Source organism: Pontibacter deserti, from assembly GCF_023630255.1.
Classification (GTDB): domain Bacteria; phylum Bacteroidota; class Bacteroidia; order Cytophagales; family Hymenobacteraceae; genus Pontibacter; species Pontibacter deserti.
In genome coordinates, this window is sequence record NZ_JALPRS010000001.1 from 2,222,454 (window position 1) to 2,249,094 (window position 26,641).

Annotated in this window: 22 protein-coding genes and 1 tRNA gene; 15 read left to right on the top strand and 8 right to left on the bottom strand. The window is 44.0% G+C overall.

Translation table 11 applies throughout. The features are described 5' to 3' along the window. Positions 1-218: 218 nt before the first annotated feature. A complete protein-coding gene (locus MJ612_RS09720; RefSeq protein ID WP_187033287.1) occupies positions 219-1,358 on the top strand; it encodes a DegT/DnrJ/EryC1/StrS family aminotransferase in 1,140 nt (379 codons plus the stop codon). 1 nt (position 1,359) lies between these two features. On the opposite strand, the gene MJ612_RS09725 is transcribed toward MJ612_RS09720, so the two are convergent. Continuing rightward, a complete protein-coding gene (locus MJ612_RS09725; protein ID WP_187033288.1) occupies positions 1,360-2,490 on the bottom strand; it encodes a trans-sulfuration enzyme family protein in 1,131 nt (376 codons plus the stop codon). A gap of 215 nt (positions 2,491-2,705) precedes the next feature. Between MJ612_RS09725 and MJ612_RS09730 the strand changes: the two genes are divergently transcribed. The 3 genes from MJ612_RS09730 to MJ612_RS09740 all read left to right on the top strand — a co-directional run bounded on the left by MJ612_RS09730 (position 2,706) and on the right by MJ612_RS09740 (position 7,625). Continuing rightward, positions 2,706-4,796: a prolyl oligopeptidase family serine peptidase gene (locus tag MJ612_RS09730; RefSeq protein ID WP_187033289.1), complete on the top strand. Its 2,091-nt coding sequence runs from the start codon at positions 2,706-2,708 to the stop codon at positions 4,794-4,796. 480 nt (positions 4,797-5,276) lie between these two features. Then, positions 5,277-7,043 (top strand): glycoside hydrolase family 13 protein, encoded by a 1,767-nt coding sequence (locus tag MJ612_RS09735; protein WP_222619737.1) that lies wholly within the window; start codon positions 5,277-5,279, stop codon positions 7,041-7,043. A gap of 201 nt (positions 7,044-7,244) precedes the next feature. Continuing rightward, the gene (locus MJ612_RS09740; RefSeq protein WP_187033291.1) at positions 7,245-7,625 is read left to right on the top strand and encodes a rhodanese-like domain-containing protein; all 381 of its coding nucleotides are present in this window, start codon (positions 7,245-7,247) and stop codon (positions 7,623-7,625) included. A 78-nt stretch (positions 7,626-7,703) separates the two neighbouring features. On the opposite strand, the gene atpC is transcribed toward MJ612_RS09740, so the two are convergent. The 3 genes from atpC to MJ612_RS09755 form a co-directional block, all read right to left on the bottom strand. Continuing rightward, positions 7,704-7,949 (bottom strand): ATP synthase F1 subunit epsilon, encoded by a 246-nt coding sequence (gene atpC / locus MJ612_RS09745; protein ID WP_187033292.1) that lies wholly within the window; start codon positions 7,947-7,949, stop codon positions 7,704-7,706. 95 nt (positions 7,950-8,044) lie between these two features. Next, complete coding sequence (gene atpD, locus MJ612_RS09750) at positions 8,045-9,550, bottom strand: F0F1 ATP synthase subunit beta (RefSeq protein ID WP_187033293.1); 1,506 nt, start codon at positions 9,548-9,550, stop codon at positions 8,045-8,047. A gap of 236 nt (positions 9,551-9,786) precedes the next feature. Beyond that, positions 9,787-10,017, bottom strand: a complete 231-nt coding sequence (locus MJ612_RS09755; RefSeq protein ID WP_187033294.1) for a hypothetical protein — start codon at positions 10,015-10,017, stop codon at positions 9,787-9,789. A gap of 227 nt (positions 10,018-10,244) precedes the next feature. Here MJ612_RS09755 and purL point away from each other — a divergent pair, with 227 nt between their 5' ends. The 8 genes from purL (at position 10,245) to MJ612_RS09795 (ending at position 18,583) form a co-directional block, all read left to right on the top strand. Continuing rightward, positions 10,245-12,461, top strand: a complete 2,217-nt coding sequence (gene purL / locus MJ612_RS09760; protein WP_187033295.1) for a phosphoribosylformylglycinamidine synthase subunit PurL — start codon at positions 10,245-10,247, stop codon at positions 12,459-12,461. Positions 12,462-12,569: 108 nt separating this feature from the next. Next, positions 12,570-12,642, top strand: a tRNA-Gln gene (locus tag MJ612_RS09765). A 167-nt stretch (positions 12,643-12,809) separates the two neighbouring features. Continuing rightward, on the top strand, positions 12,810-13,739 hold the full coding sequence (locus tag MJ612_RS09770; protein ID WP_187033296.1) for a ribose-phosphate pyrophosphokinase: 930 nt from the start codon (positions 12,810-12,812) through the stop codon (positions 13,737-13,739). 140 nt (positions 13,740-13,879) lie between these two features. After that, positions 13,880-14,467 (top strand): 50S ribosomal protein L25/general stress protein Ctc, encoded by a 588-nt coding sequence (locus MJ612_RS09775; protein ID WP_187033297.1) that lies wholly within the window; start codon positions 13,880-13,882, stop codon positions 14,465-14,467. 285 nt (positions 14,468-14,752) lie between these two features. Next, positions 14,753-15,316, top strand: coding sequence for an aminoacyl-tRNA hydrolase (gene pth, locus MJ612_RS09780; protein ID WP_187033546.1), 564 nt, complete (start codon positions 14,753-14,755; stop codon positions 15,314-15,316). Positions 15,317-15,323: 7 nt separating this feature from the next. Then, positions 15,324-16,400, top strand: coding sequence for an acyltransferase family protein (locus tag MJ612_RS09785; RefSeq protein WP_187033298.1), 1,077 nt, complete (start codon positions 15,324-15,326; stop codon positions 16,398-16,400). A gap of 113 nt (positions 16,401-16,513) precedes the next feature. Then, positions 16,514-17,773, top strand: coding sequence for an MFS transporter (locus tag MJ612_RS09790; RefSeq protein ID WP_187033299.1), 1,260 nt, complete (start codon positions 16,514-16,516; stop codon positions 17,771-17,773). A gap of 153 nt (positions 17,774-17,926) precedes the next feature. Next, positions 17,927-18,583, top strand: a complete 657-nt coding sequence (locus MJ612_RS09795) for a GAF domain-containing protein (protein ID WP_187033300.1) — start codon at positions 17,927-17,929, stop codon at positions 18,581-18,583. 76 nt (positions 18,584-18,659) lie between these two features. Here the strand turns inward: MJ612_RS09795 and metG are convergent, their stop codons facing one another. Next, positions 18,660-20,705: a methionine--tRNA ligase gene (metG, locus tag MJ612_RS09800; protein ID WP_187033301.1), complete on the bottom strand. Its 2,046-nt coding sequence runs from the start codon at positions 20,703-20,705 to the stop codon at positions 18,660-18,662. 142 nt (positions 20,706-20,847) lie between these two features. Here metG and MJ612_RS09805 point away from each other — a divergent pair, with 142 nt between their 5' ends. After that, positions 20,848-21,057: a hypothetical protein gene (locus MJ612_RS09805; RefSeq protein WP_187033302.1), complete on the top strand. Its 210-nt coding sequence runs from the start codon at positions 20,848-20,850 to the stop codon at positions 21,055-21,057. A gap of 66 nt (positions 21,058-21,123) precedes the next feature. Here MJ612_RS09805 and MJ612_RS09810 read toward each other — a convergent pair whose 3' ends face one another. The 3 genes from MJ612_RS09810 to msrB form a co-directional block, all read right to left on the bottom strand. Beyond that, the gene (locus MJ612_RS09810) at positions 21,124-21,444 is read right to left on the bottom strand and encodes a hypothetical protein (RefSeq protein WP_187033303.1); all 321 of its coding nucleotides are present in this window, start codon (positions 21,442-21,444) and stop codon (positions 21,124-21,126) included. A gap of 97 nt (positions 21,445-21,541) precedes the next feature. After that, the gene (locus MJ612_RS09815) at positions 21,542-21,802 is read right to left on the bottom strand and encodes a hypothetical protein (RefSeq protein WP_250419113.1); all 261 of its coding nucleotides are present in this window, start codon (positions 21,800-21,802) and stop codon (positions 21,542-21,544) included. A gap of 599 nt (positions 21,803-22,401) precedes the next feature. Then, the gene (gene msrB, locus MJ612_RS09820) at positions 22,402-22,953 is read right to left on the bottom strand and encodes a peptide-methionine (R)-S-oxide reductase MsrB (RefSeq protein WP_187033304.1); all 552 of its coding nucleotides are present in this window, start codon (positions 22,951-22,953) and stop codon (positions 22,402-22,404) included. Between the two features lie 212 nt (positions 22,954-23,165). Here msrB and typA point away from each other — a divergent pair, with 212 nt between their 5' ends. Together typA and MJ612_RS09830 are read left to right on the top strand one after the other, a co-directional pair. Then, positions 23,166-24,977, top strand: coding sequence for a translational GTPase TypA (gene typA, locus MJ612_RS09825; RefSeq protein ID WP_187033305.1), 1,812 nt, complete (start codon positions 23,166-23,168; stop codon positions 24,975-24,977). A gap of 238 nt (positions 24,978-25,215) precedes the next feature. After that, entirely contained in the window at positions 25,216-26,421 is a 1,206-nt protein-coding gene (locus MJ612_RS09830) for an OmpA family protein (RefSeq protein WP_187033306.1), read from the top strand. Positions 26,422-26,641: the final 220 nt, after the last annotated feature.

Consider the following 26,641-nt stretch of genomic DNA (forward strand, 5'->3'; position numbering starts at 1 on the left):
AAAGTATATACGTATGCGTTAGCTGCACAGCTGCCAATACCTGGTACCTCTCTTTTTAATGCTTTAATTATAAATTTCAGGAGCTGCACTTACAATAAAAAGAAGTATAATCGTTGGCAAAGTATAGTGCTTATTATTCCGCAACAGCTGGCTGATTGCCAGTATGTTCTTCAAAAGATTTTCGCTTACTTGTATAGCAGTAACTGCCACCAACCCTGATGAAGCAATTAAATTACAGACCGGGTCGCATCTTTTTATCGGTGCCGCATATGGGCGGGCATGAACGCAACTATGTGCAGAAAGCACTGGAAGATAACTGGGTAACAACAGCTGGCCCTAACATACCAGGGTTTGAACACGACGTTTGCCAGCACACCAATGCACAACATGCCGTGGCGTTGAGCTCTGGCACGGCAGCACTGCACCTGGCCCTGCGCGTTCTAGGCGTTCAGCCCGGCGATGAAGTGATCTGCTCTACTTTTACGTTTGTGGCATCAGCTAACCCTATTTTGTATGTAGGCGCTACCCCGGTTTTTGTAGACAGCGAACCGGAAACCTGGAACATGAGCCCCGAGCTACTGGAGCAGGCCATAAGTGCAGGTATAGCGCGCGGCAAAAAACCTACTTGTATCATGCTGGTGCACCTGTATGGTATGCCCGCTAAAATGAAGGAGATAATGGAGGTGGCTGACCGTTATGAGATACCTGTTCTGGAAGATGCTGCCGAGGCACTTGGCTCCAGGTACAGCGGCCACCAGGTAGGCACCTTCGGTAAAATTGGTGTATTTTCTTTTAACGGGAATAAAATAGTTACCACTTCGGGAGGTGGTGCTCTGGTTACTGCAGATGCCAGACTGGCTGAAGAAGCTGCTTTTTTAGCTAACCAGGCAAAAGAACAGGCGCCTTTTTACCTGCACTCCCAGATGGGCTACAACTACCTGTTAAGCAATGTAAGCGCAGGTATTGGCCGTGGGCAGTTAGAAGTACTGGAGAAAAGAGTGAAGCAGCGTCGCGAGATTTATACTTACTACAAAGACCAGTTACGCGACATAGAAGGTTTATACTTTGCCCCTGAGCCGAAAGGCTGTTTCTCGAACCGCTGGCTTACTACTGTGCTGCTACCTGAGGGTTTTAAACCGGAGCAGGTACGCCAGGAACTGGAAAATGACAACATAGAAACGCGCCCACTTTGGAAGCCCATGCACCAGCAGCCTCTTTTTGCTGAGCATACATTCTTCGGCAACGGTACCAGCGACCAGTTATTTGAACGTGGCCTTTGCCTGCCAAGCAGCAGCAGCATGACCGAAGAAGAACAGGAAAAGGTGATCAGAGCGCTTAAGCAGGCGCTAGCTGATTAAGCTATACTTTACTTAGCCCTCGTTCAAGGTCAGCAAGTAGTTCCTCTGGCTCTTCTATACCTACTGATAAGCGTATTACCCCGGTTGTTATACCTATCTTTTTTTGCTGCTCCGGCGAGAGTGCTCTATGTGACGTGCCAAGCGGGTACGAAATAGAAGTACTTACCCCTGCCAGCGATGGTGCAAAAGGTATCTGCTCCAACCCTTGCATAAACCTGTTCACAGCCTCCGTGTCATCCTTAATCCGGAAACTGAGCATTCCTCCGAACATGCCTTTACCCTGGTTTTTAGTTAACTCATGCTGCGGATGCTGTGGAAGCCCCGGGTACCATACCTGCTCTACTTTTGGGTGTTGCTGCAGGTACTCAGCTATAGTTTGGGCATTGCTGCAGTGCTGCTTCATACGCAGACGTAACGTTTTTAAGCCACGTGCAGCCAGCCAACTCTCAAAAGGGCTTAGGTTCAGGCCATAGGTCATCATAACTTTCTGCACACGCTGCAGGTCCTCCTCCGTCTGGCATACTACCACACCCGCTGTTACATCGCTGTGCCCAGACAAGTATTTGGTTACACTATGGATCACGATATCTGCCCCTAAGCCAAGTGGCTTGGTAAGTACAGGGGTGGCAAAGGTGTTATCAATAACTAATTTAATCTGATGCTTCTTCGTCTGCTCAGCTAGTTGTTTCAGATCAAACACCATCAGCAGCGGGTTGCTCATAGTCTCAGCTAAGAACAGTCGCGTATTTGGCTGTACCAGTTCATCAAAAGTATAGGTAGCCTCCGACGGTACATAAGTTACCTCAATGCCAATACGGCTCAACTCCTGTGTTAGCAGAGATGATGATCCGCCATATATTTCTTCTGCACACAACACATGGTCGCCAGCCTTACAAACTGCAAGTATAGCTGCCAGTATAGCCGACATCCCCGAGGAAGTAACCACTGCTCCTACTCCACCTTCCAGCTTATTAACCTCATTTGCCAGCTCATCTGAATTAGGGTTTGCATAGCGCGAATACATGTAGCGTTGTCCCGGCTGTTCAAAGTATAGCTCCAGCTCGTTCACGTCATCAAACGTAAAAACAGAGGTCTGGAAAATGGGCGTAGCTTTAGGTTTTATGTGCGGCATGATCAGGGCTTAAATCGAGCATTAAGTTAAGCAGGAAACTATAAATATTTACCATTAAAAGCCGCTATATAAGTTATTGTTAATTAAACTACTTTAAACTTAAGCACATCGGTTCGCCATTAATTAAAATTATAGTACTTTAGTATTAAATTATCTGGTTTTAAGCATTTCTTGTCCAGATAAGCTGCTTATGCTTTCCAACTATAAACCCTTTTATGAAACACATTCTACTCCTTCTATCACTCTGTCTGCAAACAAGCTTATTACTTGCTCAACAACTTGAATACCCAACAACAACTAAGGTAGCAGTTACTGATACTTTCTATAACCAGCATATTGTACGGGATGAATACCGTTGGCTGGAAGCGCAGAACAGCCCTGAAGTTACAAAGTGGGTAGATGAGCAGAACAAGCTTTCAAAGAAACATTTAGTAAAAGCCTCGAATCAAACCAATGCTTTCCTGGCTATAGATAAGTATTCTTATGTAAGTGTTTCACAAAACTATACTAAAGTTGGTAACTATTATTTCCGGTATTACTATTATAACAATAACGGAACACCTGCGCTTTACTATAAATCAGAGATGAGCGATAAACCTGAACAGGATGATCTGCATCCGCTGGTTGACCCGTTACACATTTCTGCTAAAGACAAAATTACACTCAGAGGATTTGATGTATCTAAAAACTCTGAGTTGCTTGCTTACCAGTTTAGCCGGAACGGGAGCGATTGGGCTGAAATAAAAGTAGTTGAGTTGAAAGGTGCTATACATCGCAAAGATCACCTTAAAGATGTAAAGTTCTCCAGCATCTCTTGGAAAGGGAATGGCTTCTTTTATGCAGCATACCCAAATGGTGGAAATCAGAAGATATTCTACCACCAGATGGGCACCGACCAAAGCGATGATAAAGTAATTTATGAAAGCGCTAACCCTGCTACTACCTTAGATTTTCTGACAACAATTGATGAGCGCTATTTTGTATTAACTGTTAGGAATGAGAAAAACGGCTCTAAAACGTTCTATTATATAGATTATGATGAACAGGAACAGTCCCAGCTAAAGCCTTTACTGGCAAACATCCGGTTCGGACTTGATATTTTGGGCACGCACAATGGCAAGTTTATAGCTCAAACCAACCACAATGCCAACTTTCATAGATTAATAGAAATAGACCCGGCTAACCCTACAAACTGGAAAGTTATTGTTCCTGAATTTGAAAAAACGGCTATGCTTGAGACCTTTTTATCGAAGGACAGAATTATAGTTACTTATCTCACTAAAGGACACCCGTTACTTACTGTTTTTGACTATACCGGTAAACTGCTTTATAAACTCGATCTACCTGTAGCGACAACAATTGGAAACTTTACCGGCTCCCCAGATGACGAAGAAATACTTTACAGGTATTCTTCATTTACTTTCCCTACAATAGTTTATAAATTCAATGTAAAAACGTTTGAACGAAAGCTAACTGAACGAACCACTGTAACTTATGACTTAGATAAATTTGAATACAAGTATGTAGAATATCCTGCAAAAGATGGTACTCTTATACCCATGACACTTGTGTATGAAAAGGGTTTGAAACTGAATGGTAAGAACCCTACACTGCTGAAAACCTATGGAGGCTTTGGTGCTATTTCTGAACCTGGGTACTCCCCTGGCCTGATCCACTTCATAAAAAACGGTGGTGTGTTTGCCTTTGCTTCTGTTAGAGGTGGTGGAGAGCTAGGCTCTAAATGGGCAATGGAAGGGCGAGGGAAGTATAAACAAAATACTTTTGACGACTTCATTGCCGGAGCAGAATATCTGATCTCTTCAGGCTATACTTCTCCTGAAAAACTGGCAACTACAGGTGCTTCAAATGGAGGCCTTGTAGTTGCGACGGCAGCAATTCAACGTCCAGATTTGTTTAAAGCTGTAGTACCTGTTGTAGCCCCACTAGATATGTTACGCTTCGAAAAATTTACGATCGGTGTATTTCATACAGATGAATATGGTACTGTAACGAATAACGAAGGCTTTAAGTCGCTGATCAACTACTCGCCGTTGCATAACATTAAGGACAACGTTAACTATCCGGCAATGCTCATCATGACTTCTGATACTGATGATCGTGTACCGCCGCTGCACTCTTTTAAGTTTGCAGCCAAGCTCCAGAACAGTAAGGCCCAGACTAACCCCGTTCTACTTCGCGTTGAAGGTCAGGCCGGTCACTACGGAGCAAACGGCATCTATTCAAACGTGCGGGAAGAAGCTGACATTTATGCTTTTATCATGCAACAGCTTTCAAACAGCAAATAGCTTATCTAACTATAAACCCGGCTACAAATTAGCCTGGTTTATAGTTAGATAAGCTTTATAGTAGCTTGACTTATCTCTGAATTTGCACTATGTCTTCAGTTATAGCTTTTTCAGTAGTTCTGCTTTTGCCAATCATTTTCATAGGCATTGGCTATTACTTTGATTATAAACAGGATAAGCAGACTTTTCTTAGGACACTTAAAGGCGTTATAATAGCCATTGTTACTTTAGTGATGAGTTATGCCTGCAAGAATACAGTCGATGGCATTTTATATTCCCTATTGCAGAAACTTTGGTAATTTAAATTTTTGTATCAAATTCTTTTGCAAAGAGTTATTTAAGATAAGTTTCATGATCCTCAAGTCTTATTCTGAAAAAAAATTACTTCTAAAACTAGGTTTAGTTTCTCTTTTCTTGTTTTCAGGATGTAAACAACCTACTCAGAAGTCAACACAAACTATAGAAAACCAGAAAACTGAAATGAGCTCTGAATTTGTACCGCATTGGTCTAAAACTGTAGTGTGGTATCAGATATTCCCGGAGAGATTTAGAAATGGAGATAAGAGTAACGACCCTACTGTTGCAGATATTAAGGGAGCCGACCCAAAAGAAAGCCCGAAAGCCTGGCAGGTTCACCCATGGGGAAGTGATTGGTACAAACTCCAGGATTATGAGAAAAAAAATGGCGAACCTGAAATGTGGAAACACCTGCTCAGACGGCGCTATGGAGGCGATCTCCAAGGAATAATTGATAAACTGGATTATCTCCAGGAGCTAGGTATTACTGCTATCTACTTAAATCCCGTATTCCAATCGCCCTCATTACATAAGTATGATGGGGAAAGCTATCATCACATTGATCCTACTTTCGGACCGGACCCGGCAGGAGACAGAAAGCTGATCGCAACAGAAGACCCCTTAGATCCATCTACCTGGGTATGGACCAGCGCCGATAAATTAGCTTTAAAGCTGATCAGAGAAGCACACAACAGGGATATGAAAATCATATTTGATGGTGTTTTCAATCACTTAGGCTATAACAGTTTTGCTTTTCAGGATGTCGTAAAAAATCAGCAGAACTCACCTTACAAAGACTGGTTCATTATCAAATCCTGGGATGATCCTAAAAAAGGAACTTCCTTCGATTATGAAGGGTGGTTTGGAGTAAAGTCGCTTCCTGAGCTACGGGAAGACAGTACCGGAATTGTGGCAGGTCCTAAGCACTATATTTTTAATGCTACAGAGCGCTGGATGAACCCTAAAGGAGAGGGAATTGAAAACGGAATTGACGGTTGGAGATTAGACGTGGCCTTTTGTGTTGGCCATCCCTTCTGGAAAAAGTGGAGAAAGCATGTCCGGTCGATAAATCCTGAGGCTTATATGACAGCTGAGATTGTTGATACACCAGACAAAGTAAAGCCCTATATGCAGGGAGATGAATTTGATGGCGAGATGAACTATAACTTTGCTTTCGCATCGGCTGAGTTCTTTTTTAATCCTGATGCTATGCGCATTTCTGCAACAGAATATGATAAAAGATTAAAGGAACTGAGAGAGTTATACCCTACAGGTGTAGCCTACGCTTCACAAAACCTGTTCGGAAGTCATGACTCAAACAGAATAGGCTCACATATTGTAAACCGGGGTATTGGTAACTTCAGAGACTGGGGGAAATATTTTAACACTTCCGTTGCCCTAAATAACTCAAATTACTCCACACGTAAGCCTCAACCCGAAGACATTCAGCTACAGAAATTGTTTGCTATTATGCAGATGACTTATGTTGGCGCACCTATGATCTACTATGGAGATGAAGTAGGCATGTGGGGTGGCAACGATCCTGATGCCAGAAAACCAATGATCTGGGATGATATTAAATATGAGGATGAAGTATTCAATGCGAATGGCACCAGACATGCTCCTGATAAAGTAGAGATAAACCAGTCTTTATTTAACCATTATAAAAAGCTTGTCCATATCAGAAAAAACAACCCTGCTTTACAATTAGGCACCTACAAAACGTTACTTGCTGACGATGAAAATGATCTTCTGGTATTTGAACGCAACTATAACGGGGAAAACGTTATTGTTGTCATAAACAATAGCTCTAAAGAGGCAGAAGTTAAGCTGCCTGAACTAGGTGGCAAATGCTTTAAAGATCAATTAAGCTCCAATGAGTTAAAAAAAGGTGGCAGAATTATAGTTCCGGGTAAATGGGGGCTAATCCTATCTAGCTGTTCTGAATAGTTATAGTTTACTATAAACGAATCATTTCTATTGGTTATAAGACTTTACTTCACGCTTATTAAGTAAACGAAAACGCAGATAAGCACTATAATCTTTCCATTTAAGAAATCGTTTAAGGAGCATTAAGTATCAAATTGTAGCCATAAAAGTTAGCAACTTACAAGCGCGTTCACATCTACTTAAACTATAAAATCTGAAACTATGGCAAAGTCTGCAACCGATTTAGTAAAAGAAGCTAAACAAAACATCGAGAACCTGACCCCTGAGCAGGTACACGAAGAACTGAAGAATGGTAATGCAACACTTATTGATATCAGGGAGAGTGAAGAACTGAGCCAGAATGGTAAAATTGCAGGGTCTACGCACTCTCCACGTGGTATGATTGAGTTTCATGCAGACGAATCATTGCCTTACCACAAACCTGAGTTCGACAAGAACAAGCGACTGATCCTGCATTGTGCTGGCGGAGGACGTTCGGCTCTGGCAACTGTTACATTAAAGCAAATGGGTTATAACAATGTCGCACACATGGATGGCGGCTATAATGCCTGGAAAGAGGCCGGTTACCCTGTTACAGAATAAGTATAATTAAGTATAAAACAAAAACGCCTTCTGCTCATAAAGAACAGAAGGCGTTTTTGATATTGTAGATAGATATCGTTACTCGATCACAGATTCGGCAAGTACAATGATCTTATTGTTCAGTACTTCTACCACACCGCCATCAACGGTAAAGAACTCCTGTCCTTTTTTGGTAGTTACCCGGATTCTGCCTCTTTCCATGGTGCTGATAAGTGGAGCGTGCGAGTTCAGAACTTCGAAAGAGCCGTTAGCTCCCGGAAACTGTGCAGCATCTACCTCACCGGCAAAAACCTTTTTATCTGGTGTGATTATCTCTAAATACATCTTTATTAGTTATGAGTTTTGAGTTCCGAGTTCCGAGTTATAAGGAGCAATGCTCACTCGTAACTCAGAATTCGTAACTCGTAACTAACTTATACTTATTTTGCTTCGGCAAGCATCTTCTCACCTTTCGCTACTGCATCTTCAATTGTACCTACAAGGTTGAAGGCAGCCTCCGGAAGGTGGTCATATGTACCATCCATGATCGCGTTAAAGCCTTTGATAGTGTCTTTAATATCAACAAGAACACCTTTAAGACCTGTAAACTGCTCAGCTACGTGGAACGGCTGAGATAAGAAACGCTGCACACGGCGTGCTCTTGATACAACCAGCTTATCTTCATCAGAAAGTTCGTCCATACCAAGGATGGCGATAATATCCTGAAGTTCTTTGTAACGCTGAAGAATCTCTTTAACGCGCTGTGCTGTGTTGTAGTGCTCGTCGCCAAGTACGTCAGCAGACAGGATGCGTGAAGTAGAGTCCAGTGGATCCACCGCAGGGTAGATACCAAGCTCAGCAATTTTACGGGAAAGTACTGTAGTTGCGTCCAGGTGAGCGAAAGTCGTCGCCGGAGCAGGGTCAGTCAAGTCATCCGCAGGTACGTAAACCGCCTGTACAGATGTAATTGAACCACGCTTAGTAGACGTGATACGCTCCTGCATGGCACCCATCTCAGTTGCCAGCGTTGGCTGGTAACCTACCGCTGATGGCATACGACCTAAAAGAGCCGATACCTCAGAACCCGCCTGTGTAAAGCGGAAGATGTTGTCGATGAAGAAAAGGATATCACGGCCAGCACCAGAACCATCACCATCACGGAAGTTTTCCGCTACTGTAAGACCTGCAAGTGCCACACGTGCACGCGCCCCTGGCGGCTCGTTCATCTGACCGAACACCAGCGTAGCCTGAGACTTAGCCAGTTCATCCATGTCAACTTTAGTAAGGTCCCAACCACCTTCTTCCATTGAGTGCTTGAACTCCTCACCATATTTAATAACGCCAGACTCGATCATCTCGCGTAGTAGGTCATTACCTTCACGGGTACGCTCACCAACACCGGCAAATACAGAAAGACCTGCATAAGCTTTCGCGATGTTGTTGATCAGCTCCATGATCAATACTGTTTTACCAACACCGGCACCACCGAACAAACCGATTTTACCACCTTTTACATAAGGCTCTAAAAGGTCGATTACTTTGATACCTGTATAAAGTACTTCAGAAGAAGTAGCCAGTTCTTCGAAACGAGGGGCTGCTCTGTGGATAGAAAGACCGCCTTCGCTTACAGGCTGCTGAATACCATCAATGGCTTCGCCGATAACGTTGAAAAGACGACCTTTAATGCCTTCACCTGTCGGCATTTTGATTGGAGAACCCAGGTCAAGCACTTCAGCGCCACGGGTCAAACCTTCTGTAGAGTCCATCGCAATGGTACGTACACGGTCCTCGCCAAGGTGCTGCTGACACTCCAGGATGATCACCTGGCCATTGTCTTTCGTCACTTGAAGGGCATCCAAAATATTTGGTAGTTTTGCGTTTTCACCCGCAAAGCTAACGTCCACAACTGGACCGATAACCTGGGTAATTCTGCCAATATTCGCCATTTGACTTTTTATATTGATTAACTTGTATAACGGAGTTATTTCAGGGTGCAAAACTAATGCATAAATCTCTTAAATCCATGTAACACGACAAAAACTTTTAGTTTACTGTATATTATAAGGTTAGCTATAGTTACACACATTATTTACCAGGAAGCTGCAGCATTTAGAAAAGGCTGTTACAACGTATAACGTCGGGTAATAACAGTCTTTATGCTAAAAGAAGAGAGTTCTATATACTATAGATGTTTCAGCAACTCTATCTGATCATCGTTAAGCAGAATATACCTGTTGTTAAAAGGGTTGGCATAAAATTTTTCGGCAATAATATACTCTCCGGTTGTTAGCTTATGGATATTGTAGCTAAACAAACTATTGGATCGCTCAATTACCAGCTCCGTTGTACTTAAGTCAAGCTGACGACCACAAGTGGTCGTGATCATTTCCTGGTTAGAAGTTGTTGTTGGCATAATAGTATAAGAATAAGGGGAGTTTTTTCTTTACGGAACAGCTATCAGTTGGTGACACTTCTGTAGCATAAATCATGATTTATTTTTTTCCTGACCCCGTTTCTTATTAAAATATACCATTGTTATAGCTGGCACTACAGGCTTAAAGTATAAAATCATCAAAACTGCTGTGCTCTTAAAGTATAAGTTCCTACTTTTGTTAATCCGTTAAATCAAGCCAGACAAACGTGGAACAACAACTGACAACAGTAGAAACCGCCCAGAAGCTTGGCCTTCTGGAAGAGGAATTTGAAAAGATCAAACAGATTCTGGGTCGCACACCCAATTTTACCGAGTTAAGTATCTTCTCCGTAATGTGGTCGGAGCACTGCTCTTACAAAAACTCCATAGTTTGGCTGAAAACACTGCCTAAAGACTCGCCACGTATGCTGGCAAAAGCAGGCGAAGAGAACGCCGGCCTTGTTGATATTGGAGATGGTTACGCCTGCAGCTTCAAAATAGAATCTCACAACCACCCGTCTGCTATTGAGCCTTACCAGGGCGCCGCAACCGGTGTGGGTGGTATAAACAGAGATATTTTCACCATGGGTGCCCGCCCGATCGCGCAGCTTAACTCGCTTCGCTTTGGCAACCCACGATCTGAGAAAACACAGCGCTTATTAAGAGGTGTAGTTAAAGGCATTGGCGATTATGGCAATGCCTTTGGTATTCCTACGGTAGGTGGTGAGCTTTTCTTCGACGAGTGCTACAACATCAACCCACTTGTAAATGCTTTCTCTGCCGGTATCGTTAAAGTAGGCGAAACAGCTTCTGCCACCTCTTACGGTGTAGGCAACCCGGTATTTATAGTTGGTTCTGCCACCGGTAAAGACGGTATACACGGGGCTGCTTTTGCGTCTAAAGATATCACCGAAGATTCTGCCAAAGACCTTCCATCAGTTCAGGTAGGTGATCCGTTCCAGGAAAAACTTTTATTGGAAGCCACACTGGAAATCATTAAATCCGGCCACGTAATTGGTATGCAGGACATGGGCGCTGCTGGCATAACTTGCTCTACCTCTGAGATGAGTGCTAAAGGCGAACACGGTATGGACATCTGGCTGGATAAAGTTCCTACCCGCCAGGCGAACATGGTGCCATTCGAAATTCTGCTTTCTGAGAGCCAGGAGCGCATGCTTATAGTGATGAAAAAAGGCTATGAGCAAACTATAAAAGGCATCTGCGATAAGTGGGACCTTTACTGCGAGCAGATTGGTGTGGTAACGGAAGGCGGCATGCTGCGCTACTACATGAATGGCGAACTGGCTGCCGAAGTACCTGCCAACGACCTTGTATTGGGTGGTGGTGCCCCGGTTTATCATAGAGAATACCGTGAGCCGGCTTATTTTCAGGAAGCCAAGAAATTTAATATAGAGCAGGTAGAAGAACCACAGGATTACCAGGCTGTAGCTGAGTTCCTGACCACACACCCGAACATTGCCTCGAAGCGTTGGGTATACCGCCAGTATGATTCTATGGTTGGAACTGCCACGATGACGACAAATGCCCCTGCTGATGCAGCTATCGTTAAAGTAAAAGGAACTGACAAATCAATTGCTGTAACTGTAGATTGCAATAGCCGCTACGTATATGCCGACCCTGAAGAAGGTTGCGCAATTGCCGTAGCAGAAGCTGCAAGAAATATAGTTTGTTCTGGTGCCGAGCCGCTAGCTATAACCAACTGCTTAAACTTTGGTAACCCATATGTACCGGAAGTATACTGGCACTTTGTAGGCGCAATTAAAGGTATGGGCAAAGCCTGTACTGCCTTGGGCACGCCGGTAACAGGTGGTAACGTAAGTTTCTACAACCAGTCATCCGACGAAGGTCCGGTTTTCCCGACACCAACTATAGGTATGCTGGGTATATTGGAGAACAAGGATAACAAAATGACGCTGGCTTTCCAGAACGCCGGTGACCTCATCTATATGATAGGCGATGCGCAGAACGACATTGCCTCTTCTGAGTATCTGTACTCTTACCATAATGTAAAACTCTCTCCTGCCCCATACTTTAACATGGATGAGGAGTTAAAACTACAGGCAACTATAAAAGAAGTTATCGAGCAAAAGCTTATCAGGTCGGCACACGATGTAGCAGATGGTGGTTTATACATTACTTTGTTGGAGTCAGCGATGCCAAAAGAACTGGGCTTTGATATCGAAACAGATAAAAATTTCAGAAAAGATGCCTTTTTATTTGGCGAAGCACAGAGCCGCGTAGTTGTGTCGGTTTCTCCGGAACAACAAGCTGCTTTTGAACAGGCGCTTCAAAATAAAGGGGTGAATTTCACCAAATTAGGTGCTGTAACAAGCCACGATTGCCACATAGATGGTGAGCTTTTTGGTGGCATTACAGTGGCTAAAAAACACTATGACACAGCGCTAGAGCAGATTTTAGACTAATTTTTTTTGAAAATTTTTGAAGCAAATGTTTGCAGTTTAAAATCGTCTCTCTATCTTTGCATCACTGAACGACGAAGGGGCTTCCACCCTGAAATCTAGTAGGTAACTTGTCCGATGGTGTAACTGGCAACACGTCTGATTTTGGTTCAGAAGAGTCCAGGTTCGAAACCTGGTCGGACAACGTTTAAAAAGGCAACCTACAGCAATGCAGGTTGCCTTTTTTCGTTTTAACACCCTCCCTAACCAATTAAAAATCAGAAATTTCAGCTGCCGGATATTCTAAATTTCGTAGCTTTGCAGGCATAATAACCTTAACCTAAACCCTTCATTTAGTATTAAGTTAAAACTATGCCCCAGGTAAAAATCTTCTCCGGCTCCGCTTCGCGCTACCTAGCTGAAAAAATTGCAGCTGCTTACGGCACACAATTAGGCGACTTAACTATCTCCCGCTTCAGCGATGGTGAAATTGGTGTACACTACAATGAGTCTGTGCGCGGTGCCGAAGTATTTATAGTACTTTCTACTTTTCCGCCTGCCGATAACCTGATGGAACTGATGCTACTGGTTGATGCTGCCAAGCGCGCTTCAGCACACAAGGTAACAGTAGTGATGCCATACTACGGTTATGCCCGCCAGGACAGAAAAGATAAGCCTCGTGTATCGATAGGTGCCAAAGTTCTGGCAAATGCTGTTCAGGCTTGTGGCGCTGACCGCCTGATGACCTGCGACCTTCATGCCGGACAGATCCAAGGTTTCTTTGATATCCCGGTTGATCATTTGGATGGATCAGCCATATTTGTTCCTTACCTGCGCAGCCTGAACCTGGGTACAAATCTTATCTTCGCATCTCCTGACGTGGGTGGTGTGGTTAGAACAAGAGCCTTTGCCAAAAACTTTGGAGCTGAAATGGTTGTCTGCGATAAGCACAGAGTACGTGCCAACGAGATTGCCTCGATGCAGGTAATTGGTAATGTTGAAGGCCTTGATGTAGTGCTGGTAGATGATATGGTAGATACTGCCGGAACTATAACCAAGGCTGCTGAACTGTTAAAGGAAAAAGGTGCCAGAACAGTACGTGCTATCGCCACGCACCCTGTACTTTCCGGACCAGCTTACGAACGCATCGATAATTCTGTGCTGGAAGAACTTGTAGTTTCAGATACAATTCCGTTAAAGCAGGCATCTTCCAAAATAAAAGTGCTTACGTTCTCAGAACTGTTTGCCAGAGCTATCAACAATGTGGTAACTCACGAGTCTATCAGCTCGCTGTTTATATAATTTGTGTTTCGTTTTTGGTGTTTTGTGTTTCGATAAGAGAAATTTCAAAAATGTTTTTCCGAAAAACTATATACAAAACACTAAAAACGAATTAAAAAGCCCTACCTTTGTGGCTCGAAAATTTTAACAAATTCATTTTTATGAAAACTTTAGAGATTATAGGGTTTAAAAGAGCAAATCTCGGCAAAGCGCAGACGAAAGAACTGCGTAATGAGTCTTATGTACCAGGTGTATTATATGGCGGCGCTGAGCAAGTACACTTCTACGCACCAGCTATCCTGTTCAGAGACTTAGTTTATTCTCCGGAAGTATACGAAGTAGACCTGAATATTGAAGGCACACACTACAGAGCTGTGATGCAGGACGTACAGTTCCACCCAGTTAACGAAATGCTGTTACACGTTGACTTCCTTGAGCTACAGGATGACAAGCCAGTGAAACTGGATATCCCGGTTAAAATTGTTGGTAACTCTCCAGGTGTAATGGCCGGTGGTAAACTTGTAACTAAGCTTCGTAAGCTTAAAGTAAAAGCTTTACCTGCTAACCTACCTGATTATGTAGAAGTTGACATCTCTGACCTTGAACTTGGTAAGTCTATCAAAGTTAACAAAATCAAAGGTGGTGAGTACGAGATCCTTACTAACGCACTTGCTCCGGTTGCAACTGTAACTATTCCACGTGCTCTTAAGAGTGCACAGATGGAAGAAGCTCGCGCTGGTAAAAAATAAGCAGCAAACGCTACTTTATAGTACAAGATCCTGTCCTGCTGCAAGCGGGGCAGGATTTTTTGTTTAACTCATTTTTAAGACACAGGATAGTAGACGCAAGACACAAGACTTTTATACCTTTGAAAGTATAACCGAGCAATGACTTTAAAGATACAGGCTCTTTTGATTTTTGTCCTGAATCCTGTGTCCTGAGTCTTTTGTCCAGAATAAATGCTAAATACATTGAAACAATGGTTAGGAATAGGGCTTGCACCTGACACTCCGGCCACACCCGAAGATACAAGTATGAAATACCTTATAGTTGGTTTGGGAAACATAGGTCCTGAATACGCTGAAACAAGACATAACATCGGCTTTATGGTGTTAGATTACCTGGCTAAAAAGCACGATGCGAAATTTGATGTAAGCCGCCACGCGTTTGTAACCGAAATAAAAGTAAAAGGTCGTACTTATGTATTGGTAAAACCTACTACTTACATGAACCTGAGCGGAAAAGCAGTTGGTCATTACCTGAACTCGTTAAAACTTACGCCAGAGCAGATGCTTGTAATTACAGATGATATTGCCATACCTTTTGGTAAGATACGCATCAGAACGAAGGGCAGCGCCGGCGGGCACAACGGCTTAAAACACATAGAGCAAACACTGGGGCATAATAATTACCCACGCCTGCGTTTTGGTGTTGGTGATGACTTTCATAAAGGCAAGCAGGTAGATTACGTACTAAGCAATTTCAGTGATGATGAGCAGGCCGAACTACAGACACTGATTGAGAAGTCAGCAGATGCAGTACTTTCTTTTGGCTCTATCGGGCTGGAGCGCACCATGAACCAGTTTAATACAAAGTAACACTACTATGACCACAACACAGGTACAACAGGCGCCAAGCAGAGTAACCTCCCTTGATTATGTTCGGGGGCTGGCTGCATTGGGCATATTGCTGTACCATTTCCAGAGCTGGACGCTGGGCCACATGGCAGCTGAAAGTTTCTGGGGAAGGATCGGATTGTATGGTGTTGCTATTTTTTATGTGCTGAGCGGGCTTACGCTGTACCATGTGTATGAGGCAAGAATGCAACCGCAAAAAGTACCACTAGCCGATTTCTACCTGAAACGTATCTTCAGGTTGTTTCCGCTGCTCTGGCTCATTATGCCGGTATACCTGATCATTGATCCAACTATGCGTGAGTGGGATCGTGTTTTGCTAAATTTTATCGGCCTCTTTGGCTTTGTAGCCTGGGATAAACCTATTGGCACAGGTGTATGGTCTATTGGTAATGAGTTGGTGTTTTATCTGTTCTTCCCTATTTTTCTGTTCTCCGCCAAGTATAGCCGTGCAGCTTTTGCCTTTGTATGCCTGGTTATACTTACAATAGGTGTATACTTTGCTTTTTATAGTATAGACGACGCTGTGCCGCTAGCCACCCAGTGGCGTGATTATGTAAATCCATTAAATCAGATTTTTCTGTTCCTGGGTGGTGTTGCCATAGGGTACTTTGCAAAATATAAGTCCCTGCCTTCGCTACCCCTGGTGTTGCTGTTACTGGCCGGCATAGCTGTTTTTATACTTTACCCCGTATCCGGAAATACCGTAACGCTGGTAACAGACTGGAACCGGTTTATTTTTGCAGGCACCTGTCTGGCTATCTGTTTTGCCATGTATAAGCTGCCCATAACGTTACCAAAGCTGTTGCATGTGCCGCTGCATACATTAGGCGAGATAAGTTATGCTTTATACCTGCTGCACCCGCTGGTTTACAAGGTCGTACAGTTTGCTGCCAAACAGTTACATTTCTCTCCCTGGGTCACTATAATCCTGGCTATGGTTGCTACCCTTATACTTAGCCAACTGGTGTACCGCTACTACGAACAGCGTTTTGTCCGGCTGGGCCAGAAAGCCAGTGCCGCGGTTACCAGCCGGCTGATAAAATAAGCAGCTGCAAGTATAGCCCTTTGCTCTTCCTGAAAAGGATAGGTACCGGACTTATACTTTCAAACCTTATTTCTTACCTTGCTGTTATTCGCACACGCTCTACCTGATTAACTATGAACCCGCTATTGCAACTATACCGCAACGCTTTTGGAGGCCTCTCCCGGCAAGCCTGGATGATGTCGCTGGTAATGCTGATAAACCGGAGTGGGGCAATGGTTATCCCTTTCCTGGGTGTATATCTTACCACAGAGCTTGGTTATACTTTAAAAGAAACAGGTGCTATACTAAGTATCTATGGGTTGGGCTCGGTTTGCGGATCATTTCTGGGTGGTTGGCTTACAGATAAGATCGGGCATTTTAAAGTGCAGTTTGTGAGCTTAACACTGGGTGGCGGCTTATATTTTATATTGCTTAACCTGCGGCAATTTGAATACATGGCAGCCGGCGTATTTATACTTAGCTTGGTAAACGATATGCTACGACCAGCCAATGCTTCTTCAATCGCATCGTATGCCAAACCCGAAAATGTAACCCGCGCCTTCTCACTGAACCGGATGGCCATTAACCTGGGCTTTTCCATTGGTCCGGCTGTAGGTGGCTTACTGGCTGCCTTATCATATAAATGGCTTTTTATTGCTGATGGGGCAACCTGTATTGCAGCAGGGCTTTTCTTCTTTTTATACTTCAGGGCACAGCAGGGGCACAAGCCGGTAATACCAGAAAATAAAGCCGATGTACCTGCTGTAATGTCCCCGTACCGCGATATGTGGTTTATACTTTTCGTTATTCTGTGCAGCTTGTTCGCCACTATTTTCTTCCAGCTTTTCTCCACTTTACCTCTATACTATAAACAGGTGCATCAATTATCTGAGGGGAGTATTGGATTGCTGATGGCACTAAATGGCCTTATCGTTTTTTTGCTGGAGATGATCGTGGTTTACCTGCTCGGCGAAAAGGCATCAAAAGCCATGTTAGTGGCAGGTGGTTTATTAATGCTGGGGCTCTCTTTTGTGTTACTGAACCTATTTGGGCAAGTAAGTATACTTTACGTTTCGATGTTGCTGTTGAGCATCTCTGAGATACTTGCCATGCCGTTTATGTCAACTATAACAGTAGAGCGCTCTGGCCTGAGCAACAGGGGTGCTTACATGGGGTTGTATACTATTTCGTATGCAGCTGCCCACGTAGTTTCCCCATACCTGGGAACCAGTATAATTGCAGCTTATGGATTCAGCACGTTGTGGTGGGCTTGTGGCATACTGACTATAGTTACTGCGCTTGGGTTTTATTTTGTAATTCACCAGATGGAAAAGCAGCGATTTGCGAAACAAGCTATACTTGCTGATACCAGCAAGCTAGTTTCGACAACTTAATGCAGGCTTTATTTCTGAAGTTAGCTTATACTTCACTGTATTATAATAAGGAAATTAATATTTGTAACTACTTCTGAAGAAAAGGGGCAGCCACGCTTGATTTTCACCAACCAGTATAATTGCCTACATTAGTACAAAAATTGTTTTAAGCACATGTCTGTAGATACACCCGAAATAAAGCGGATTGCTGCTTTAAAACGTTATGAAATTCTCGACACACCTCAGGACGGCACCTTTAACAGATTAACAGAACTAGCATCCAAAATATTTAACGTCCCAATTTCTATCATCAGCTTGGTTGATACGGACCGTATCTGGTTTAAATCACGATATGGTTTAGAGGTAGATGAAATACAACAAGAGCCTGGACTGTGTACTTCCGCCATCTTGTCGGATGATGTATATGTAGTAGAAAATGCGAGGGAGGACCCACGCACTCTTACAAACTCTCTGGTAGTTTCAGATTTTGGGTTACAGTTTTATGCTGCTGCTCCCCTACGTACCTCGGATGGGTTTAACCTGGGCACACTCTGCATTATCGATAGAAAGCAACGCTTCCTAAACGAATCCCAGAAGGAGATGCTGAAAGAGCTGGCAAGCATTGTAATGGATGAACTTGAGATACGGCTGGCTGCGCGAGTTAATGCTAAAAAAACTTACGACCTGCTACAGTCTACACTATCTCACTTAAAACAAACTAACAGCAAACTTCAGAGTTTACCTGATGTTGTTAGAACCGAAGAACTGGACTCAATTATAGCTGGAAATGATCAGCTTAGCCGGCAACTGGATAACTTTCTAAAACAGTAACTATCATAAAGCCATAAACAAAAAGACCTAACAATTGCTGTTAGGTCTTTTTGTTTATCATAAGTCTGGGCTATACTTAGCTTACTGTTCCGCCATTTTTAACTGCCACACTTGGCTGCATAAATGCCAGCGATCCATCCGCATTCTCTGCCATCAGGATCATACCCTGGCTGGTAATGCCTTTAATATCACGCGGTGCCAGATTTACAAGTATACTTACCTGCTGCCCTACAATTTCTTCCGGGTTAAAGAACTCGGCAATACCACTTACCACCGTACGCTGGTCTATACCTGTATCTATAGTTAGCTTCAGGAGCTTTTTGGTTTTGGCTACTTTTTCGGCGGCAAGTATAGTTCCGATACGGATGTCCATTTTAGAGAACTCATCGAAAGTGATATTCTCCTTCGCTGGCTCTACCACGGCATTTGCCATTTCGTTTGCCTTTTTGGTATCCAGTAATTTCTGAACTTGTGCTTCTACGGCTGCATCTTCTACTTTCTCGAACAGTAAGGCTGGCGTACCTATTACATGTCCTTCTTTCAGCAGGTCGGCAGCACCGGCAGCGGCCCAGCTGTTGCCTAAGGCCATGTTCAGCATACCACGCAGTTTGTCCGCAGAATCCGGCAGGAATGGCTCCATCAGTATAGCCAAACTACCAGAGATCTGCAGGGCAATGTTCATGATGGTCTTTACACGTTCTTCATCTGTCTTGATCAGCTTCCATGGCTCTGTGTCGGCCAGATATTTGTTACCCAAGCGCGCCAGGTTCATCAGCTCGCCTAGTGCATCTCTAAACTTGTAACGCTCTATGTGCGCGGCAATTACCATCGGCATTCCAGCCAGCACTTCCAGTACTTCCTTATCGTACTGCTGCAACTCGCCTCGGGCTGGCACCGCGCCGTTATAATACTTTTGGGTAAGCACTACCGCACGGTTTATAAAGTTACCAAGTATAGCCAGCAGCTCGTTGTTGTTGCGGGCCTGGTAATCTTTCCAGGTAAAGTCGTTGTCTTTGGTTTCAGGGGCATTGGCACAAAGGGCAAAACGCAGCACATCGCCTTTGCCTTTAAAATCTTCCAGGTACTCATGCAGCCATACCGCCCAGTTACGCGACGTTGAGATCTTATCGCCTTCAAGGTTCAGGAATTCGTTGGCAGGTACGTTATCCGGAAGTATATAGTCACCGTGCGCCTTCAGCATACTTGGGAAGATAATGCAGTGGAACACGATGTTATCCTTACCGATGAAGTGCACCAGCTTAGAGTCTTTGTCTTTCCAGTATTTCTCCCAATCGTCAGTAAGCGCTTTTGTTGCAGAAATATAGCCTATAGGTGCATCGAACCATACATAAAGCACTTTACCTTCGGCTCCTCCAACAGGCACCGGCACGCCCCAATCCAGGTCGCGGGTTACGGCGCGTGGCTGCAGTCCCTGGTCTATCCAGCTCTTGCACTGTCCATACACGTTTGGTTTCCAGTCGCCTTTGTGGCCTTCTACAATCCATTCGCGCAGCCATGGTTCATACTCGTTCAGGGGCAGGTACCAGTGCTTTGTTTCACGTAAAACAGGCGGCTCGCCGCTAAGTGTGCTTTTCGGATTGATCAGGTCAGTTGCATTCAGCGAAGTACCGCAGCTTTCGCACTGGTCTCCGTAGGCATTTTCGTTGCCGCACTTAGGGCAGGTACCTACAATGTAACGGTCGGCCAGAAATTGCTGGGCCTTCTCGTCGTAGTACTGCTGGGTGGTCTGCTCTATAAATTTGCCATCGTTGTATAGTTTCAGGAAGAAATCTGAAGCTGTTTCGTGGTGTATTTTTGATGAAGTGCGATCGTAGATATCAAAAGAGATATTGAAGTCTTCGAACGACTTTTTGATCAGCTCGTGGTATTTATCTACCGCCTGCTGCGGCGTAATGCCTTCTTTTTTAGCACGGATCGTGATCGGAACACCATGCTCATCAGAGCCACAGATAAACTTTACATCGCGGCCCTGCAGGCGCAGGTAGCGCACATAAATATCAGCCGGCAAGTATACCCCTGCCAAGTGACCGATATGAACCGGACCATTGGCATAAGGCAGAGCTGCCGTTACAGTATAGCGTTTAGGAGTAGTTGTTGTCATCTTTCTTCTTAAAAAAGCAAATATACGAATAGCAGCCACAATGCGCCCTGCTATACTTCCACATCCGATAAATTCAGCAAAGCAGGCTTACTTCTGTTGCCCTCTTCCGTAAACTGGAACATTACCTACTGTATACTTTGAGATGAAGAATAAAGATAGTTTTAAGACAGGAAAAGACGACAGCGACAACCTGGGCAGCAAAGGCAAGAAAAGAGAAATAAGTAAAAATCCCGCTCCCCGGGAAGATGCCCACGAATCAGACACTACCCTGCCCGACCATGAAGTTTACGTGGACCTGGAACCAGATGAACTGCACATTGGCGATGAAGAACCGGATGATGTAAGTAAATAACATAAACAGCTAAAATATAAAAGCCGGGCAAGGTTAGTTACAGCAACCTTGCCCGGCTTTTATATTTTAGTTACCGCCTCTCCTGGGTGCAACGGGCCGTGGCGTATGTTTAGTAGTATCAACAGGTGAATTAGGTAAACGCTCCGGCCTTACCTCAGGTGGTTTCATGCCTGGACCATTCCGGTTTTCTTCAATGTTTTTTTTCCGATTTATGTCGCTGGACTGTTCATCCATCTGATCTCTTAAATCAGCATTTGCATTTCCACGGTAGCGCGTTCTTCTGTTCTCCTCTACTCCTGCTGCTCCTTCCTCCCCTTCAGACAACGAGGTACAGGAAACTAAACCTACCATTACCAACCCGATTATACCTGTTACAGCTCTTCCCATAATCATTTTGCTTTAGCTCAGCACATACTGCGCTTGTACTTAATGTATACGGACTCGCTACAACTTCTAACAGGATAATAACAGGTTTGTTCTTGTATTACTGCTCGTTAAGTGCCTGTTGGCCAACCTCTGTCAGCATCAAACCATCCGGTGCCGGATTTACATATGCCAATTTTGTTAAATGTAATTCAGCCTCTTTCTGCACATCTTTATACTTCGGGTACTCCTCCTGCAGAATCGGGTACAGGTCCTGGTAGCGCAATACCTCTCCGGCCTGCACATTCATCGTTCTGAATGCCTTCATCATGCACTGCGAAAGGTTCTCTATATTCTCTGCTTCTGAATGTAGCTCTGTCATAGTTTTATACTTTATAGTTCAGGATAAAAAGTACGGCAGCTACATTTTATAGTTTATAGTTGATTGGTATATGGGTGGTTTATTGAATGGCTTAATTGTTAAATTGTTGATGGTTCATAATACTATAGAATCTTTAAATTCTGCTGGCGCGAGTCTCCAGACTCGTGACTAATGATGGTGTTGAGTCTCCCGACTCAACTGGCCCGTCAGGGACAAGCATAGGCAGTGACTATAGTTCTATAGTAGTCCAACCACCCCCAACCCCTCCTTGAAGGTGTGAGCTTTTAAGCCATTACTCTTGTCATCCTGTAAGGATCTTGTGTGAAGGGAAGTTAAGCCTTTGCTATAACACACCCCTGCCCCTCTCAAGAGGGGAATTGCTGCCTTTGCTATACTTTTTGCAGTTAAGGTTCTTTAGTTACTGTTGATCATCCCCCTGCCCCCTTCAAAGGGAGACTTTCTGCTATTGCTACAGCTACAAGTATTGTTTCATAGTTACAGTCCTTGAGCGGACAGGTTGTAACTTGTCCATACAAGAATAGAATCTCCAAATCCATCAAATTCCATTAATCCCGGTTCTGACAATCACCAAACGACAATTACTTTTTAGGCTCAAAATCCAGGGCTACGGAGTTAAGGCAGTAGCGCAGACCGGTAGGTTTTGGGCCATCATTAAATACATGTCCCAAATGTCCGCCACAGCGGGCACAGAGCACTTCGGTTCGTACCATGCCGCCGCTTTTATCTGCTACCTCCCTTATTCTATAGTTAGCAATAGGTTTCCAGAAGCTGGGCCAGCCGGTACCGGAATCGAATTTGGTTTCGGAGCTGAAAAGAGGATTGTGGCAGGCAGCACAGTAATAAATTCCTTTTTCTTTGTTGGCGTTATACTTGTTTCGGAATGCTGGCTCTGTTCCTTTTCTGCGAAGCACATAATACTCCTGAGCAGTTAGTACCTTTTTCCACTCTGCATCTGTTTTATAAATCCTGTCGCGCTGGTTCTGCTGGTTCAGGCTTTCTGTTTTGGCATCTGATAAAGGGGCGTCACCACTGATTGCAGTGGTATAAGCAGCATCCTGAGACTGCTCCTGTTGGTTACAGGCAGCCAAATTAAATGCTGCAACTATAAAAAGAAAATAGAGTGCGTTCATACGTATACTTACGATGTAGAATACCGGCTGGCTTTACCAATTCCATTATTTGTACAGGAAATGAACAAAGATGCAGCGGCTTATGTTTGCCCCATAACCAGTTACAATTAGCTGGCACAGAAGAAAAAACAATTACATAACATCTTTATTTCGAGCGGGCTACTAAAATATGAAGCCTTTTTAGTACTTTTGCGGCTCGAAAAACCAATTCAATGCAGAACATTCGTAATATCGCGATCATCGCACACGTAGACCACGGCAAAACAACGCTCGTGGACAAGATCATCCACGCATCAAAGCTATTTGCTGACCACCAGCACTTCGACGACCTGATCCTGGACAATAACGACCTGGAGCGCGAGCGCGGTATCACGATCGTTTCCAAAAACGTATCGGTTCGTTACAAAGATGTTAAGATCAACATCATAGACACGCCTGGTCACGCCGACTTCGGTGGTGAGGTAGAGCGTGTACTTAAAATGGCCGACGGTGTACTACTGCTGGTAGATGCTTTTGAAGGTGCCATGCCACAGACACGTTTCGTATTGGGTAAAGCTATCCAGCTTGGCCTTAAGCCGATTGTAGTGGTAAACAAAGTAGACAAAGAAAACTGCCGTCCTGATGAAGTGCACGAGCAGGTGTTTGACCTGATGTTTAACCTGGATGCTACTGAAGATCAGTTAGATTTCACAACCCTGTACGGTTCTTCTAAGCAGGGCTGGATGAGCACTGACTGGACGCAGCCAACTGACAACATTACGCCTCTTTTAGATGCTATCATTGATGTGATTCCTGCTGCTCCGTTCCGTGAAGGTACACCGCAGATGCAGATCACGTCTCTTGACTATTCTTCTTTCGTAGGTCGTATTGCTATTGGTCGTGTGCACCGTGGTACGCTTAAAGAAGGTATGCCAATTTCGCTTTGCAAAGCAGATGGTTCTATCAAGAAAGGTCGTATCAAAGAACTTCAGGTATTTGAAGGCCTTGGCAAGAAAACAGTTCAGGAAGTATCAGCCGGCGAAATTTGTGCTGTAACTGGTATCGAAGGTTTTGACATTGGTGATACAATCGCTGATGCGGAGAACCCAGAGCCATTGGCACGTATCTCTATCGACGAGCCAACTATGAACATGCTGTTCACGATCAACAACTCTCCTTTCTTCGGTAAAGAGGGTAAGTTCGTAACATCACGTCACCTTAGAGATCGTCTGTTCAAGGAAACTGAGAAAAACCTGGCACTGCGCGTACAGGAAACTGACCGTGAAGATTCATTCTTAGTATTCGGTCGTGGTATCCTGCACTTGTCTGTACTTATCGAAACGATGCGCCGCGAAGGTTATGAGTTACAGGTAGGTCAGCCACAGGTAATCTATAAAGAAATTGATGGCGTTCGTCACGAGCCTATCGAGCAATTGGTAGTAGACGTTCCGGAAGAAACAGCTGGTAAAGTAATCGAGCTGGTATCGATGCGTAAAGGTGAACTGAACGTAATGGAGCCTAAAGGCGACCTGCAGCACCTTGAGTTCACAATTCCTTCGCGTGGTCTGATCGGTCTGCGTAATAACGTACTGACTGCAACTGCCGGTGAAGCGATCATGAACCACCGTTTCTTAGCATACGAGCCTTACAAAGGTGCTATCCCAGGCCGTAACAACGGTTCTATCATCTCTATGGAGACAGGACCTGGTACGGCTTACTCTATCGATAAACTACAGGACAGAGGTGTATTCTTCGTTGATCCGGGTGTAGATGTATACATGGGTCAGGTTATTGGGGAGCACAACCGCCAGAACGATATCACAGTGAACATCCAGAAAGGTAAGAAGCTGACAAACATGCGTGCTTCCGGTTCAGATGACAACACTAAGATCGCTCCTGCTAAAAACTTCTCTCTGGAAGAAGCCATGGAATACATCCAGAAGGATGAGTACCTGGAAGTAACGCCAAAGAGCCTGCGTATGCGCAAGATCTACTTAGACGAGAACGAGCGCAACCGCATGAGCAAGAAAGAAGAAGTAGCGTAAGCTGCTTTAAGTATAAAGTATAAAATCCCCGGTTGGTTAATTCCTGCCGGGGATTTTTGTTTATCAAAAGCATTTGAGCTTTACCTGTACGCTTGCCAGCTACAACCCCTTCACCCTAAATAATATAGACTTTACCAAAGAAAAAACCGCGCCTCACAAATTACCAAAGTATAATTATTTATAATCATAGTTATAATAATTAGTTTTGTAGCATCTATAACCTATGCTTATTACAACTATGAAAAAATTAGTATCCTTCCTTGCTGGCACGTTCCTGCTGGCATTATTTGTTTTGCCTGCTCATGCCCAGTTTGATATCGGCAATAAGATCAAAAACAAAGTGAATCAGAAAATAGACCAGAAGATCGATAAAGGTATTGATGATGCGGTTGATGGCAAAAAGAAGGTTGCTGGCGGTAAAGCTGCCAAAGGCGACGCTGTAGGTAATGGAGGGGCATCTGCTGAAACAGAAGAGGGCAAAATGAAAGCCTGGTCGAAGTATGATTTTGTGCCGGGCAGTAAAGTGCTTTTCTCAGATAACCTGGCTGGCGAAGAAGTAGGCGAATTTCCTTCGCGCTGGGATTTAAATGATGGAAATGCAGAAGTAGCCATGTTTGGCAATGAGCGCGTGATAAACCTTGTGCGGTCTACTACAAGCATTAAGCCCCTCGTAAAAAAGGATCAGTGGTTGCCGGAAACCTTTACCGTAGAAATGGATTTGTTCTTCGACGATGACAACCCAAATGTAGCCTATTACATTTACTTTGTAGATGATAACTCCAACTATAAGCAGGAAGTGCATGGCGATTTCTGGGACGGCATAGAAATACGTGCCAACCAGGCAAGGTTTAAAACTTTCGGTTCTGAGTCTGAAGAACTGGCTGCACAGGAAATTAAAAACCAATGGCGCCACGTGGCTATTGCTTTTAATAAGCGTAGCATGAAAGTATACCTGGACAACCAACGCCTGATAAACATACCAAATGTAACTGGCAAACCAACCGGTATGCGCATAGAAATTGACAAACGCATAGATGCTAACTCGATGGTGAAGAACGTGCTGATAGCAGAGGGCGGCAAGAAACTCTACGACCAGGTGATGGCTGATGGCAAGATTGTGACTTACGGCATTAAGTTCGACGTGAACCAGGCAACTATCCGACCTGAATCTGCGGGTACGCTTGCCGATATAGCCAAACTGATGAACGAACAGCCAAACCTTAACTTTACTGTAGAAGGCCACACCGACAGCGACGGAGACGAAAAAGCAAACCAGAAACTTAGTCAGCAACGCGCCGAAGCCGTTAAAACATATTTAGTTGAACAGGGAATAAAAGCTGACAGGCTGCAAGCGAAAGGCCTTGGTGAATCTAAGCCGATAGATAAAAACAGTACTCCTGAAGCCAAAGCCAACAACCGCCGTGTTGAGTTTGTGAAGCTTTAAAGTATAGCTTTCTGCTTTAGAGAAAATGTGCACCGCCTGCAGTTTTATAGTTGCAGGCGGTGTTATTTTATAGCTATACCTAAGCTATAGTTTACTTTTGCTATATTTAGTCAGTTTAAAATCAGAAAGTTATAGCTTTAGTACAGATAATAACATATTTACTTTCATCCGGTAATTGTTAAATCTTTAAACATCTAACATTGAGTAAGAAGAAGAACAA